Here is a 14,118-nt window from a genome sequence, read left to right on the forward strand (position 1 = left end):
GCCTGTGCGTTGCCGTCGCTCAGGGAGAAACTGTCAGCGCGAGGTCGCGGCACCGCTCTCTTGTTCGCGCTTGATTTCCAGCGCGATGTCGATGAGTTGGTCTTCCTGGCCGCCAATGAGCTTGCGCTGGCCCGCACGGTGCAGCAGCTGGTGGGCGGGCACGCCATAGCGCTCGGACTGGCGGATGGCGTGCTTGAGGAAGCTCGAGTACACCCCGGAGTAGCCCATGATCAGCGCGTTGCGGTCCAGCAGGCACTCGGCGGGCATGGCCGGGGCGACCACCTCTTCGGCGGCGTCGGCGATGTCGAAGAAGTCGATCCCGGTCTTGACGCCGATCTTGTCGAACACCCCAATGAGCGCCTCGACGGGCGCGTTGCCCGCGCCGGCGCCGAACCGGCGGCACGAGCCGTCGATCTGCTTGGCGCCGGCCCGCACGGCCTCAACCGAGTTCGCCACGCCGAGCCCGAGGTTCTCGTGGCCGTGGAAGCCGACCTGGGCGTCGTCACCGAGTTCGGCGACCAGCGCCGCGACGCGGTCGCGCACCCCCTCGAGAACCAGCGCCCCGGCCGAGTCGACCACGTAGACGCACTGGCAGCCGGCGTCGGCCATGATGCGGGCCTGGGCGGCCAGCTTCTCCGGCGGGATCGTGTGGCTCATCATCAGGAACCCGACGGTTTCCAGCCCCAGCTCGCGGGCCAGGCCGAAGTGCTGAATCGACACGTCGGCCTCGGTGCAGTGGGTGGCGATCCGGCAGATCGAGCCGCCGTTGTTCTGGGCTTCCTTGATGTCCTCCTTCGTGCCCACGCCGGGCAGCATCAAAAAGGCGATCTTGGCTTCCTTGGCCGTCTCGGCAGCCAGCTTGATCAGCTCCTGCTCGGGCGTCTTGGAGAACCCGTAATTGAAGCTCGACCCGCCCAGCCCGTCGCCGTGGGTGACCTCGATGACCGGCACACCCGCGGTGTCCAGGGCCGCCACGATGGCCCCCACCTCTTCTTTGGTGAATTGGTGGCGCTTGTGGTGGGAGCCGTCGCGCAGCGACGTGTCGGTCAACCGCACGTCCCAGATCGGGTTGAAGAAAATGTCGGTACTCATGCCTGCGCTCCCGGCGCCGTTGCGGATAGGGACTCCTTGGCGATCTCCTCGCCGACCTTGGTGGCCGCGGCGGTCATGATGTCCAGGTTGCCCGCATACGGGGGCAGGTAATCGCCGGCGCCCTCGACCTCGACGAACGTCGTGACGACCGCCTGGCCACCGGAGTTCATCGACGGCTCGTCGAACTGCGGCTCGTTGAGCAGCCGATACCCTGGCACGTAGGTCTGCACCTCGGCCACGACATCGTGGATGGATTTGGCGATCGCGTCCCGGTCGGCGCCTTCGGGGATGGCGCAGAAGATGGTGTCGCGCATGATCATCGGCGGGTCGGCGGGATTGAGGATGATGATCGCCTTGCCGCGCTTGGCTCCGCCGATCGTCTCCACACCCTTGCTGGTGGTCTTGGTGAACTCGTCGATGTTGGCCCGGGTGCCCGGCCCCGCGGAGACCGACGCCACCGACGCCACGATCTCGGCGTACGGCACGCCGCCGTGGTCGACCAACGCGCGACTGACCGCGTACACGATCGGAATGGTCGCCTGTCCCCCGCAGGTGATCATGTTGACGTTCGGAGCATCCAGATGTTGGCGGAGGTTGGCCGGCGGGATGACCGCGGGGCCCACCGCGGCCGGCGTCAGGTCGATCGCCCGGATTCCCGCGGCCTCATACTTCGGCGCCGCCTCCCGGTGCACGTAGGCGCTGGTCGCCTCGAACACCAGGTCGGGCTTCTCGGACTGGGCAAGCAGCCAGTCCACCCCTTCGTGCGTGGTCTCCAGGCCCAGCTTGCGGGCCCGCGCCAGGCCTTCGCTTTCCGGGTCGATGCCCACCATCCAGCGCGGCTCCAGCCAGTCCGACCGCAGCAGTTTGTAGAGCAGGTCGGTGCTGATGTTTCCCGACCCGACAATGGCCACATTCGCCTTAGTCGGCATGACGCTCCTTTGCGAAGCTCTCGATATTTAAGTCCGACGATTTAATTCGAGACTATTCGAACGACAACTGAACGGAACCCAGGCCCGTGAAGTCGGCCACAAACTGGTCGCCGGCGTGCGCGTCGATCGCTCGCGTGCACGATCCGGGAAGCACCAGGTCGCCTTTGCGCAGCCGCACGCCGAAGCCCTCCACCTTGCGGGCCAGCCAAGCCACCGCGGTGACCGGGTTGCCCAGCACCGCGTCGGTGCGGCCCTCCGCGACCACCTCGCCGTTGCAGCGCAACACGGCGTCGATGCCCTTCAAGTCGACGTCGCGCGGCGAGACGCGCGCCTTGCCGAGAACGAAGCCCGCGGACGAGGCGTTGTCGGCGATGGTGTCGCACAACTCGATCTTCCAGTCGGTGATCCTGGTATCGATCAACTCGATCGAGGGGACCAGCGCCTCGGTGGCCGCCAGCACGTCATCCTCGGTGCAGCTGGCTCCCGGCAGGTCGGCGTTCAGGATGAAACCGACCTCGACCTCGACCCTCGGCCACAGGTAGCGGTTCGCCTTGACCGGCGTGTCCTCGGACAATTCCATCTCGTCCAGCAAATGCCCGTAGTCCGGCTCGTCGACCCCCATCATCTGCTGGATCGCCTTCGACGACAGGCCCACCTTGTGGCCCAGCACCCGGGCTCCCTCGGCGACCCGCTGACGGATGTTGATCAGCTGGATTTCGTAGGCGTCGACGACGTCGATGTCGGGGTAGGCGGCAGTCAGCGGCGCGATCGGCTCGCGGCTCCGCTCAGCCTGCGCCAAGTCGGCAGCAAGCTCGTCTCGCATCGCAACACTGAGCATCTGCAGAAGTCCCCTCGTCCGTGTGACCGGCCCAGTAGCGCCCGGCCTGGGCAATTCTATAACGTGTTCTACATGACAGCACAGGAGCTCGACGTCGTCGTGGTCGGAAGCGGCGGAGCCGGCATGGTGGCTGCCCTTACCGCCGCTCACCGGGGCCTATCCACAGTAGTCATCGAGAAGGCTGCGCACTTTGGCGGCTCCACCGCCCGCTCTGGTGGTGGCGTGTGGATCCCCAACAACGAGGTGCTCAAGCGCGACGGCGTCCGCGACAATCCCGAGGCGGCCCGGACCTACCTGCACGGGATCGTCGGCAACGTCGTCGAGCCGGAGCGCATCGACACCTACCTCGACCGCGGACCCGAGATGCTGTCGTTCGTGCTGAAGCACACGCCGCTGAAGATGTGCTGGGTTCCGCGCTACTCCGACTATTACCCGGAGGCGCCGGGCGGTCGCGCGGAAGGCCGCTCGATCGAGCCGAAGCCGTTCGACGCCCGCAAGCTCGGACCCGACGAGGCCGGGCTGGAGCCGGCATACGGCAAGGTGCCGCTCAACGTGGTTGTGATGCAACAGGACTACGTGCGGCTGAACCAGCTCAAGCGACACCCCCGGGGCGTGCTGCGCAGCCTGAAGGTCGGCGCCCGCACCATGTGGGCGAAGGCGACCGGTAAGAACCTCGTCGGCATGGGCCGGGCGTTGATCGGCCCGCTGCGGATCGGGCTCCAGCGGGCGGGCGTCCCGGTGTTGCTCAACACCGCGCTGACCGACCTGTACGTCGAGGACGGCGTGGTGCGCGGGGTCTACGTCCGCGATAGTGGCGCATCCGAATCATCGGAGCCGCGCCTCATCCGGGCCCGACGTGCCGTGATCCTCGCCTCCGGCGGCTTCGAGCACAACGAACAGATGCGGGTGAAGTACCAGCGCGCACCGATCACCACGGAGTGGACCGTGGGCGCCAAGGCCAATACCGGCGACGGCATTGTGGCCGCCGAAAAGCTGGGTGCCGCACTGGAACTGATGGAAGACGCCTGGTGGGGCCCGACGGTCCCGCTGGTGGGCGCACCGTGGTTCGCGTTGTCGGAACGCAATTCGCCGGGATCGATCATCGTGAACATGTCGGGCAAGCGGTTCATGAACGAGTCGATGCCCTACGTCGAGGCCTGCCACCACATGTACGGTGGCGAATTCGGCCAGGGGTCGGGGCCGGGCGAGAACATTCCGGCGTGGCTGGTGTTCGACCAGCAATACCGCGACCGCTATATCTTCGCGGGATTGCAGCCGGGACAACGCATTCCCCGCAAGTGGCTAGAGTCCGGGGTCATCATCCAGGCGGACACGCTCGAGGAGCTCGCCCAAAAGGCAGGCCTTCCGGCGGCCGAGTTTCTGGCTACCGTGCAGCGCTTCAACGGCTTCGCCCGGTCTGGTGTCGACGAGGATTACCACCGCGGCGAGAGCGCGTACGACCGCTACTACGGCGACCCGACCAACAAGCCCAACCCCAACCTCGGCGAGCTCACCCACGCGCCGTACTACGCCGCCAAGATGGTGCCAGGAGATCTGGGCACGAAGGGCGGCGTCCGCACCGACGTCCACGGCCGTGCGCTGCGCGACGACGGTTCGATCATCGAAGGCCTGTACGCCGCCGGCAATGTCAGTGCCCCGGTGATGGGTCACACCTACCCGGGTCCGGGCGGCACGATTGGCCCGGCGATGACCTTCGGTTACTTGGCCGCACTGCACATCGCGGGGGAAAACTGATATGCCTATCGATGTAGACGTCGCGCTGGCCGCCGAGCTGGACCCCATCGAATTCGCTTGGACAAGCAGCGATGTGCAGCTCTACCACTTGGCGTTGGGGGCCGGTAAGGATCCGATGGACCCGCGCGAACTGCGCTATCTCGTTGACGACACACCGCAGGTCCTGCCGACGTTCGGCAACGTGGCGGCGTCCTTTCACATGACCAAGCCGCAGACCGTGCAATTCCCCGGCATCGACATCGAGCTGGGCAAGGTGCTGCACGCCAGCGAGCGGGTGGAGGTGCCCGGGCCGCTGCCGCCCTCGGGATCTGCTCGCGCCGTCACCCGGTTCACGGACATCTGGGACAAGGGCAAGGCCGCGGTGATCTGGAGTGAGACGACGGTCAGCGCGCCCGACGGCACGCTGCTGTGGACCCAGCGGCGGTCCATTTTCGCCCGTGGCGAAGGCGGATTCGGCGGCGAGCGCGGGCCGTCCACGTCGGACGCGGCGCCGGACCGGGCGCCCGATGTCGAGGTGGCGGTGCCGATCCTGCCGCAGCAAGCGCTGCTGTACCGGCTCTGCGGGGACCGTAACCCGCTGCACTCCGACCCGGAATTCGCTGCGGCAGCTGGCTTTTCGCAGCCGATCCTGCACGGCCTGTGCACGTACGGCATGACGTGCAAGGCCATCGTCGACACGCTGCTGGACGGCGACGCCGGCGCTGTGGCCGCCTACGGCGCACGCTTCGCCGGTGTGGCGTTCCCCGGCGAGACGCTCAATGTCGGCATCTGGAAGGAGGACGGGCGGCTGCTGGCCAGCGTCGTCGCCCCTGCCCGCGACAACGCCGTGGTTTTGAGCGGCGTAGAGCTGGTGCCGGCGTAAGTTTCTTTTCCACCGAACGTGAAGTTAGTTGCACGTTCGGCTTCGAGCGTGAAACTACGTTCACACTCGACGGGCACGAGCCGCGCGCACTCGGCGGATAATTTCGGCTGGCCGGTCCCCTGCCAGCACCCGGATGACGATCCACCCAAGCCGCTCGAGCGTTTCCAGTCGCCGGACGTCCCAGGTGTATTGCCGACGATCGCTGCGGTGTTGCTCACCGTCATACTCGACCGCAACTTTTATTTCCTCCCAGCCCATGTCGAGATAAGCCACCAGGTCCCCGAAGTCATCTGTGACCGGGATCTGCGTCACAGGTGGCGGTAATCCGGCCTGGACTAGCACAACGCGCAGCCAAGACTCCTTCGGAGACTGCGCCCCACTGTCGAAGAGAGCTATTGCCTCCCTTGCCTGTACGATGCCTCGACGGCCCGAGTACCGGTCCGCGAGCAGCTCGACATCGGCCGTTTTGATTCGCGTTGCGCGAGCCAACGCGTCGATGCCGGCAACCGCCGCCGTGGTCGAATACCAACAACCGAGGTCCAGAGCCGTCCTGGCCGCCGAAGTCACCGCGATCCCCCCTAAGACGACAATTTCGTCTTCGTCGATACGGTCTCCATGAGCTCTGATCCCAGCCTGACGGTGGCGGTTGTCGTGAATGAGATCCACGACCGTCGCCCCATCGACCCATTTGCTCCCGTGCAGTGCCGCCGCGGAGAACCCGGCGACCACGCCCTGTCGCCCAGTCCACAACCATCCGGCCCTCGCGCGTAGCGCGGCGGTAACGTCTGAATCCCGACTGACGTACACATCTCGGAAGAGCCGGGTATAGCCAGTGCTTAGCTGACCTCGGGTCAATGCTCCTCGAGCAACGGCCTCACTGCCAAGGAAAGGCTCACCCACGACGGCAGCGTCGCACGAGTCACGCGGGGCGTCACTTCAGTCGTCGAGCGTGAAGTTAGTTTCACACTCGGCCGCGAGCGTGAAGCCAACTTCACACTCGGCGGGAAGGAAACGAAGGGCGAAGCCCTAGCCCAGGATCAGGCCCGACGTGGGGACGCCGGTTCCCGCGGTGACGAGGACGTGTTCGACGTCGGGTACCGGGTTCACCGAGGTGCCGCGCAATTGCCGCACACCCTCGGCGATACCGTTCATGCCGTGGATGTAGGCCTCACCGAGCTGACCGCCATGCGTGTTGATGGGAAGCCGGCCACCAATTTCAATCGCGCCGTCGGCGATGAAGTCCTTGGCCTCGCCCTTGCCGCAGAATCCCAACTCTTCCAACTGGATCAGCGTGAAGGGCGTGAAGTGGTCGTACAAGATGGCGGTCTGAATGTCGGACGGCTTCAGGCCGGATTGCTGCCAAAGCTGCTGGCCCACCACACCCATCTCGGGTAGGCCCAGTTCCGGTCGGTAGTAGCTGACCATCGTGTACTGGTCCGGACTCGAGCCCTGCGATGCCGCCTCGATGACGGCCGGCCGCTGCTTGAGGTCCCGCGCGCGCTCGGGCGAAGCCACCACGATCGCGACCGCGCCGTCGGTCTCCTGGCAGCAGTCCAGCAGCCGCAGCGGCTCGGCGATCCACCGCGAATTCTGGTGGTCCTCAATGGTGATCGGCTTTTCGTAGAAGTACGCCTTTGGATTCTTGGCGGCGTGCTTACGGTCGGCCACCGAGATGGCGCCGAAGTCGCGGCTGTTCGCGCCGGACAGGTGCATGTAGCGCTGGGCGATCATGGCGACCTGCGCGGCCGGCGTCGAGAGGCCATGCGGGTAGGAGAACGAGTTGTCCGCAGCGGTCGAATCTGCCCGTGCACGGGCATCTCCCACGAGCCGAGTCTGCACCTGGCCGAACCGCATGCCCGAGCGCTCGTTGAACGCCCGATACGCCACCACGACGTCCGCCACTCCGGTGGCGACGGCCATCGCCGCCTGCTGGACGGTCGCGCAGGCGGCGCCGCCGCCATATCCGATCTGCGAGAAGAACTTCAGATCACCGATGCCCACCGCCCGCGCGACCGCAGTCTCGTTGTTGGTGTCCATCGTGAAGGTGGTCAGCCCATCAACATCGGACGGCGAAAGACCCGCGTCGCCTAACGCATCCAGCACCGCCTCGGCCGCCAACCGCAGCTCGCTGCGACCGGAATCCTTCGAGAAGTCGGTGGCGCCGATGCCGACGATCGCGGCTTTGCCCGACAACATCAGGAGTCCCCCATCCGCAGGGTCACGGTCGCGATGACGTGGTCACCAAGGCTGTTGCGCCCGAACACCTTAACCGTGATCAGGCCGTCGTCCACGGCGGTCACCTCACCGGAGAAGGTCACCGTGTCGTAGGCGTACCACGGCACCCCGAGCCGCAGCCCGATGGACTTGATCAGCGCCGACGGACCCGCCCAGTCGGTGACGTAGCGCTGCACCAGCCCGGTGTCGGTCAGGATGTTCACGAAGATGTCCTTCGACCCCTTGGCCTGCGCCAGATCGCGGTCGTGGTGTACGTCCTGAAAGTCCCGCGTGGCCAGGGCCGTCGAGATGATGAACGTGGGATCACCGTGCAGCTTCAGCTCCGGCAGTACGGTGCCCACTGCGATGGCCGGGGCGCTCATGCGTCTGGCTCCCATGCGTACAGGGTCCACTCGGGGCCGGTGTCGCCCGCCGGGAAGTCGATATAGGTTGCGCGCACCGGCATCCCGATCGCCACCGAGCCCGGGTCCGCCCCGCGCAGCTCGCCGAGCATCCGCACGCCCTCCTCGAGTTCGACCAGCGCGATCACGAAAGGCAGCGTGCGCCCGGGCACCTTCGGTGCGTGGTGCACAACGAAACTGAAGACCGTGCCCTTACCGCTGGCCACCACGTAGTCGATCGGGGCGGCCTTGTCCTGCCACACGGCGGGCACCGGCGGATGCTGCAGGCTGCCGTCCGGCCGCCGCTGGATCCGCAGCTCGTGCGCCTTGACGCCCTCCCAGAAGAACACCGTGTCGCGCGACGACGAGGGGCGCATCATGGCATCAGGGTCGAGGTCGTCGGGCACCGACGAAGCCTGCTCAGCGGCCTCGCGCGGCCTGAATTTCAGGATGCGCCAGTTCATCTCGGCGACATCCTCGTCCCCGACCCGCCAGATGATGTGCTGGTTGATGAAATAACCCTCACCCAAACCGGTCTGCTTGGGCCCGACTACGTCGCCCATCTCCGAGGTGATGCTGACGTGCTCGCCGGGTTGCAGGTAACGGTGATAGGTCTGCTCGCAGTTCGTGGCGACGACGCCGATGTAGCCGGCTTCGTCGAACAACTGCATGATGGGGCCCATCGGGTCGTCCTTCGGCCGTTCCCCGCTCAGGCCGAACATGGTCCACACCTGAATCATGGCCGGCGGGGCCACAATTCCCGGGTGTCCGACGGCGCGGGCGGCGGCCTCGTCGACGTAGATCGGGTTGCCGTCCCCGATGGCCTCCACCCAGTTGTTGATCATCGGCTGGTTCACCGGATCGCGGCCGGCGCGCGGCTTCGGGCCCCCGGCCGCCTTGATCTCCGCGATCGCTTCCTGGATGTCGGTCACCTGGGCACCCTCGGCACCTTGAGGCCGGCGGCCGCGATCATTTCCCGCATCACTTCGTTCACGCCTCCACCGAAGGTGATCACCAGGTTCCGCTTGGTCTGCGAGTCCAGCCAGTTGAGCAGCTCGGCGGTCTCCGGCTCGGCCGGGTTGCCGTACTTGCCGACGATCTCCTCGGCGAGCCGACCGATGTATTGAATACGCTCCGTACCAAAGACTTTCGTCGAAGCGGCGTCGGCTACGTTGATGTCCTCGCCCGCGGCGGCCACCTGCCAGTTCAGCAGCTCGTTGATTCGCCACATCGCGTGGATCTCACCGAGCGCCCGCTTGACGTCGGCGTGGTCGATCGGCGTGACCCCGTCAGCGCCGGGCTTGGACGCCCAGGCGTGCACCCGGTCGTAGATGCCGGCCGTACGGCCCGCGGGGCCCAGCATGACCCGTTCGTTGTTGAGCTGGGTGGTGATCAGCCGCCAGCCGCCGTTCTCCTCGCCGACCAGCATGTCCGCTGGCACGCGCACGTCGTTGTAGTACGTGGCGTTGGTGTGGTGGGCGCCGTCGGACAGGATGATCGGCGTCCAGGAATAACCGGGATCCTTGGTGTCCACGATCAGGATCGAAATGCCTTTGTGCTTCACGGCTTCCGGATCTGTGCGGCACGCCAGCCAGATGTAGTCCGCGTCGTGGGCGCCGGTGGTGAAGATCTTCTGCCCGTTGACGATGTACTCGTCACCCTGACGCACGGCGGTGGTCCGCAGGGAGGCCAGGTCGGTTCCCGCCTCGGGCTCGGTGTAGCCGATCGCGAAGTGCACCTCACCGGCCAGGATCGCCGGCAGGAACTTCTTCTTCTGCGCATCGCTACCGAACTGCTGTAGGACGGGACCCACCGTCTGCAACGTCACCGCGGGCAGCGGCACATCGGCTCGGTGCGCCTCGTTGACGAAGATCGACTGTTCGATCGGGCCGAAACCCAAGCCGCCGAACTCCTTTGGCCATCCCACCCCAAGCTTGCCGTCCCGGCCCATCCGCCGGATCACCGCACGATAGGCCTCGTTGTGACGGTCCTGCTCCATCGCCTTCATCTCGTCGGAGGAGATGAGGTTCGAAAAGTATTCCCGTAGTTCCGCTTGCAGCTGACGCTGCTCCGGAGTCAGGTCTATGAACATTGCGCTCCCACCAGGTCGAGACGATGAGAAGGCCCGCCCAGCAGCCGGGTCAGGTCTTTGATTGTGGAGTAGTACCGATGCATCGGATAGGTGATGTCCATTCCCATGCCGCCGTGCAGGTGGTGGCAGAGCTGCATCACCGGGGGCGCCTGCGAGGTGACCCAGTACCCCAGGACATCGAGGTCGTCGTCCGCATCCCGTCCTTCGGAGAGTCGCCACACGACCGACTTCGCCGCTAAATCGATTGTGCGCGAGGCGATGTAGACCTCGGCGAGCTGGGCGGCCACCGTCTGGAACGTCGACAGCGGCTTGCCGAACTGCTTGCGATTGGCGACGTAGTCGGCGGTGAGGCGCAGCGCCCCGGCCACCAATCCGTCGGCGTAGGCGCCGATTGCCGCCAGCGCCAACTGGTTGACCCGGGGCGCCGTCGCGCCCGCCAGCACGTCGGAGTCACCGACCGCGACGTCAGCGAACGTCACCGTGTACTCATCGGCGTCGCTGGATGTCGGGGTCTGGATAAGCTGCACACCGTCGGCCGTCGGCGATACGACGACGACCGCGCTGTCCGCGGTGACGATCATCCAATCCGCTTGTCCGGCATAGCCAACGCCGACCTTGGTGCCCGACAGCCGCCCGTTGGCGAACGTGGTTGACGGCCGGTCGGGCAGCGCGGTGCCCGGCTCGTTGAGCGCGGCCGTCAGAAGGCCGCCCTTCGGGACCCCGGCCAGGAACCGGTCCTGCTGTTCATCGGACGCCAGGTCGAGCAGCGGCACCACGCCGAAACCGAGCGTGACCAGCGCCGGCGTGATAGCGCCGTGGCGACCCACCTCGGTCAGCACCGTGGCGACCTCGGGCAAGCCGACACCGTCGCCGCCCAGACGCTCGGGAACCGGCAGTGCGGGCACACCTCCGCTGACCAGCGCGTCCCAGCTGAGATCCCGGTCCAGAACGGACGTCACCACATCGGCGACGGCCTGTTGCGTCGCAGTGAGATTGAAGTCCATCAGGACGTCACCGTGTGGAGCCGGTGTAGTCGACCTGCCAGTGCTTGATCCCGTTGAGCCAACCCGACCGCAGTCGCTCGGGCTCACCGATCGGCTTGAGGTCCGGCATGTGATCGGCGACCGCGTTGAAGATCAGGTTGATGGTCATACGGGCCAGGTTCGCGCCGATGCAGTAGTGGGCGCCGGTGCCGCCGAAGCCGACATGGGGATTCGGGTCGCGCAGGATGTTGAAGGTGTGCGGGTCGTCAAAGACCTCTTCATCGAAATTGGCCGACCGGTAAGACATCACCACCCGCTGACCCTTCTTGATCTGCACGCCGGCCAACTCGGTGTCCTCGTTGGCGGTGCGCTGGAAGGCCGATACCGGAGTGGCCCACCGGATGATCTCGTCGGCGGTGGTCGATGGGCGCTCCTTCTTGAAGAGCTCCCATTGATCGAGGTTGTTCGCCATGGCGATCATGCCGTGGGTGATCGAGTTCCGGGTGGTCTCGTTGCCCGCCACCGCGAGCATGACCACGAAGAAGCCGAACTCGTCGTCGGAGAGCTTCTCGCCGTCGATGTCGGCCTGGATGAGCGTGGTGACGATGTCGTCGGTGGGGTTCTTGCCCCGCTCCTCGGCCATGGCCATCGCGTACGTGATCAGCTCCATGGACGACTGCGCGGGATCGACGTGGGCGTACTCGGGGTCGGTGCCACCGGTCATCTCGTTGGACCAGCGGAAGAGCTTGTCGCGATCCTCCTGCGGAACGCCGAGTAGGCCCGCGATGGCTTGCAGCGGCAGCTCGCACGAGACCTGCTCGACGAAGTCGCCGCTACCCTCGGTCGCCGCGGTCTTGGCGATGTTCTGGGCGCGCTGGGCCAGCTCGGCTTCCAGCCGTCCGATGGCCCGCGGAGTGAAACCGCGGGAGATGATCTTGCGCAGCCGGGTGTGGTGGGGTGCGTCCATGTTGAGCATGACGCTGCGCTGCAGCTCGACCTGCTCGCGCTTCATCTCCGGCGGCCACGTCGGGATAGCGCCGTTCATCCAGCTCGAGAAGATGTCGCTGCGCTTCGACACCTCCTTGACGTCGGCGTGCTTGGTGACGAGCCAGTATCCGTCGTCCTCGAAGCCACCCGAGCCGCCCGGAATGTCGACCCAGTGGATCGGCTCCGCCTTGCGCAGCCAGGCGAGTTCCTCAACGGGCAACCCTGCGAGGTTGACGTCAGGGTCGAGAAAGTCGAAGTCGGCGGGAATGTTGGGGGGTGCCATGATGTGTGCGCTCCTCAATTGCAACGTGTTCTAGTGCCAGTAAAACACGGCTCCTGCGCAGATAAAAGGCAGGTCACCATCCTCGCTTGTCAGACTAATGAAACGTGTTCTAGCCTGACGGAATGGGTAACCCGGTAATCGTCGAAGCCACCCGCAGCCCCATCGGCAAACGCAACGGATGGCTGTCGGGCCTGCACGCCACCGAGCTGCTTGGTGCGGTGCAGAAGGCACTGGTTGAAAAGGCCGGCATCGACGCCGGCGACGTCGAACAGGTCATCGGCGGCTGCGTGACGCAGTTCGGCGAGCAGTCGAACAACATCAGCCGGGTCAGCTGGCTCGTCGCCGGGCTGCCGGACCACGTTGGCGCCATGACCGTGGACTGCCAGTGCGGCAGCGGGCAGCAGGCCAACGGCCTGGTCGCGGGTCTGATCGCGGCTGGTGCCATCGACATCGGCATCGCCTGCGGCATCGAGGCGATGAGCCGCGTCGGGCTGGGCGCCAACGCCGGTCCCGACCGCAGCATCCTGCGGCCCGCGTCGTGGGACATCGACCTGCCCGACCAGTTCACCGCGGCCGAGCGGATTGCCAAGCGGCGTGGCATCACCCGAGAAGACATCGACAAATTCGGCTACCAGTCGCAGGCCAAGGCCAAGCAGGCGTGGGAGGAGGGCCGCTTCGACCGCGAGATCTCCCCGATCGAGGCGCCGGCGCTCGACGAGAACAAGCAACCGACGTCTGAGCGCGTCACCATCTCCCGCGACCAGGGCCTGCGCGACACCACCCTCTCGGGTCTGAGCTCGCTCAAGCCGGTCATCGAGGGTGGGATCCACACGGCGGGAACCTCGTCGCAGATTTCCGACGGGGCCGCGGCCGTGCTGTGGATGGACGAGGACAAGGCCAAGGCGCTCGGATTGCGGCCGCGGGCCCGCATCATCAGCCAGGCGCTGGTCGGCGCCGAGCCCTACTACCACCTGGACGGCCCGGTGCAGTCGACGGCCAAGGTGCTGGAGAAGGCCGGCATGAAGATGGGCGACATCGACATCACCGAAATCAACGAGGCATTCGCGTCGGTCGTGCTGTCCTGGGCCCGGGTGCACAATCCGGACATGGACAAGGTGAACGTCAACGGCGGTGCCATCGCGCTGGGCCACCCGGTGGGCAGCACCGGCAGCCGGCTGATCACCACCGCGCTGCACGAGCTGGAGCGCACCGACCAGAGCACCGCGCTGATCACCATGTGCGCGGGCGGTGCCCTGTCGACCGGCACCATTATCGAGCGCATCTAGCCCGTCTTGATCGTCTCGGAATCCAGCCGCATCGCCGCGGCGCAGTCCTACATCGACGCGCTCGTCAGCCATAACGGCGACTCCGTTCCGTTCGCCGCCGGCTGCACCCGCATCGAGCAGGGTGTCAAGAACGGATTCTCCGGAAACCACTTGCGCCGCAGCCTCAATCGCGGGGCTCAGTACCGATTGCTCAAGGAAACGACGCCGCCCGAGTACAAGATCGACGGCGACCGGGTGCACGCGGTCTACGCCGTGCTGACCAAGGCGGCGTTCGGCGCTCGGCGGCTGGCCGCACGGGTCGACGAGACGTTCGTGATTCCCGCCGAAACCCCGAGCGGCAGAGCCGAAATCCAGCACATCAGCGTCCGCTTTCATCCGTTCATCCAGCGCTAGGAA

The 14,118-nt window shown here is 66.2% G+C and carries 14 protein-coding genes; 4 read left to right on the forward strand and 10 right to left on the reverse strand.

What is annotated here, in order from left to right; genetic code table 11:
- Positions 1-33: 33 nt before the first annotated feature.
- Genes dmpG through A5756_RS18015 form a run of 3 tightly spaced genes read right to left on the reverse strand, consistent with a single transcriptional unit; the run spans position 34 to position 2,859 of the window.
- On the reverse strand, positions 34-1,092 hold the full coding sequence (gene dmpG / locus A5756_RS18005) for a 4-hydroxy-2-oxovalerate aldolase (RefSeq protein ID WP_066955259.1): 1,059 nt from the start codon (positions 1,090-1,092) through the stop codon (positions 34-36).
- Complete coding sequence (locus tag A5756_RS18010; RefSeq protein WP_066955262.1) at positions 1,089-2,021, reverse strand: acetaldehyde dehydrogenase (acetylating); 933 nt, start codon at positions 2,019-2,021, stop codon at positions 1,089-1,091. The genes dmpG and A5756_RS18010 overlap by 4 nt, the downstream gene beginning before the upstream one ends.
- A 52-nt stretch (positions 2,022-2,073) precedes the next feature.
- Positions 2,074-2,859 carry a 2-keto-4-pentenoate hydratase gene (locus A5756_RS18015; protein WP_066955265.1) on the reverse strand — a complete coding sequence of 262 codons (786 nt, stop codon included), beginning with the start codon at positions 2,857-2,859 and terminating at the stop codon, positions 2,074-2,076.
- A 72-nt stretch (positions 2,860-2,931) separates the two neighbouring features.
- On the opposite strand from A5756_RS18015, the gene kstD reads away from it, so the two are divergent.
- Entirely contained in the window at positions 2,932-4,614 is a 1,683-nt protein-coding gene (gene kstD, locus A5756_RS18020; protein WP_066955970.1) for a 3-oxosteroid 1-dehydrogenase, read from the forward strand.
- 1 nt (position 4,615) lies between these two features.
- Positions 4,616-5,476, forward strand: a complete 861-nt coding sequence (locus A5756_RS18025; RefSeq protein WP_066955268.1) for a MaoC/PaaZ C-terminal domain-containing protein — start codon at positions 4,616-4,618, stop codon at positions 5,474-5,476.
- A gap of 60 nt (positions 5,477-5,536) precedes the next feature.
- On the opposite strand, the gene A5756_RS18030 is transcribed toward A5756_RS18025, so the two are convergent.
- From A5756_RS18030 to A5756_RS18060, 7 genes are all read right to left on the reverse strand, one after another.
- Complete coding sequence (locus A5756_RS18030) at positions 5,537-6,376, reverse strand: DUF559 domain-containing protein (RefSeq protein WP_066955271.1); 840 nt, start codon at positions 6,374-6,376, stop codon at positions 5,537-5,539.
- A 126-nt stretch (positions 6,377-6,502) separates the two neighbouring features.
- Entirely contained in the window at positions 6,503-7,672 is a 1,170-nt protein-coding gene (locus tag A5756_RS18035; RefSeq protein WP_066955274.1) for a lipid-transfer protein, read from the reverse strand.
- Positions 7,672-8,073: a MaoC family dehydratase gene (locus A5756_RS18040; protein WP_066955276.1), complete on the reverse strand. Its 402-nt coding sequence runs from the start codon at positions 8,071-8,073 to the stop codon at positions 7,672-7,674. The genes A5756_RS18035 and A5756_RS18040 overlap by 1 nt, the downstream gene beginning before the upstream one ends.
- Positions 8,070-9,023: a bifunctional MaoC family dehydratase N-terminal/OB-fold nucleic acid binding domain-containing protein gene (locus tag A5756_RS18045; RefSeq protein WP_066955279.1), complete on the reverse strand. Its 954-nt coding sequence runs from the start codon at positions 9,021-9,023 to the stop codon at positions 8,070-8,072. The genes A5756_RS18040 and A5756_RS18045 overlap by 4 nt, the downstream gene beginning before the upstream one ends.
- The gene (gene fadE29 / locus A5756_RS18050; RefSeq protein ID WP_066955282.1) at positions 9,020-10,183 is read right to left on the reverse strand and encodes an acyl-CoA dehydrogenase FadE29; all 1,164 of its coding nucleotides are present in this window, start codon (positions 10,181-10,183) and stop codon (positions 9,020-9,022) included. Before fadE29 ends, A5756_RS18045 begins: the two co-directional genes overlap by 4 nt.
- A complete protein-coding gene (locus A5756_RS18055; protein WP_066955285.1) occupies positions 10,174-11,187 on the reverse strand; it encodes an acyl-CoA dehydrogenase family protein in 1,014 nt (337 codons plus the stop codon). Before A5756_RS18055 ends, fadE29 begins: the two co-directional genes overlap by 10 nt.
- Before the next feature lie 7 nt (positions 11,188-11,194).
- The gene (locus A5756_RS18060) at positions 11,195-12,436 is read right to left on the reverse strand and encodes a cytochrome P450 (RefSeq protein WP_066955288.1); all 1,242 of its coding nucleotides are present in this window, start codon (positions 12,434-12,436) and stop codon (positions 11,195-11,197) included.
- 122 nt (positions 12,437-12,558) lie between these two features.
- Here A5756_RS18060 and A5756_RS18065 point away from each other — a divergent pair, with 122 nt between their 5' ends.
- Both A5756_RS18065 and A5756_RS18070 read left to right on the forward strand, forming a co-directional pair.
- Positions 12,559-13,722 (forward strand): steroid 3-ketoacyl-CoA thiolase, encoded by a 1,164-nt coding sequence (locus A5756_RS18065; RefSeq protein WP_066955291.1) that lies wholly within the window; start codon positions 12,559-12,561, stop codon positions 13,720-13,722.
- A 6-nt stretch (positions 13,723-13,728) separates the two neighbouring features.
- The gene (locus tag A5756_RS18070) at positions 13,729-14,115 is read left to right on the forward strand and encodes a hypothetical protein (RefSeq protein ID WP_066955294.1); all 387 of its coding nucleotides are present in this window, start codon (positions 13,729-13,731) and stop codon (positions 14,113-14,115) included.
- Positions 14,116-14,118: the final 3 nt, after the last annotated feature.

The organism is Mycobacterium sp. 852002-53434_SCH5985345 (assembly GCF_001667155.1).
GTDB lineage: Bacteria > Actinomycetota > Actinomycetes > Mycobacteriales > Mycobacteriaceae > Mycobacterium.

Excerpts from the sequence above, each read along its gene's own strand:
- dmpG (WP_066955259.1), bottom strand. The coding sequence starts at position 1,092 with ATGAGTACCGACATTTTCTTCAACCCGATCTGGGACGTGCGGTTGACC.
- A5756_RS18010 (WP_066955262.1), bottom strand. The coding sequence starts at position 2,021 with ATGCCGACTAAGGCGAATGTGGCCATTGTCGGGTCGGGAAACATCAGC.
- A5756_RS18015 (WP_066955265.1), bottom strand. The coding sequence starts at position 2,859 with ATGCTCAGTGTTGCGATGCGAGACGAGCTTGCTGCCGACTTGGCGCAG.
- kstD (WP_066955970.1), top strand. The coding sequence starts at position 2,932 with ATGACAGCACAGGAGCTCGACGTCGTCGTGGTCGGAAGCGGCGGAGCC.
- A5756_RS18025 (WP_066955268.1), top strand. The coding sequence starts at position 4,616 with ATGCCTATCGATGTAGACGTCGCGCTGGCCGCCGAGCTGGACCCCATC.
- A5756_RS18035 (WP_066955274.1), bottom strand. The coding sequence starts at position 7,672 with ATGTTGTCGGGCAAAGCCGCGATCGTCGGCATCGGCGCCACCGACTTC.
- A5756_RS18040 (WP_066955276.1), bottom strand. The coding sequence starts at position 8,073 with ATGAGCGCCCCGGCCATCGCAGTGGGCACCGTACTGCCGGAGCTGAAG.
- fadE29 (WP_066955282.1), bottom strand. The coding sequence starts at position 10,183 with ATGTTCATAGACCTGACTCCGGAGCAGCGTCAGCTGCAAGCGGAACTA.
- A5756_RS18055 (WP_066955285.1), bottom strand. The coding sequence starts at position 11,187 with ATGGACTTCAATCTCACTGCGACGCAACAGGCCGTCGCCGATGTGGTG.
- A5756_RS18060 (WP_066955288.1), bottom strand. The coding sequence starts at position 12,436 with ATGGCACCCCCCAACATTCCCGCCGACTTCGACTTTCTCGACCCTGAC.
- A5756_RS18065 (WP_066955291.1), top strand. The coding sequence starts at position 12,559 with ATGGGTAACCCGGTAATCGTCGAAGCCACCCGCAGCCCCATCGGCAAA.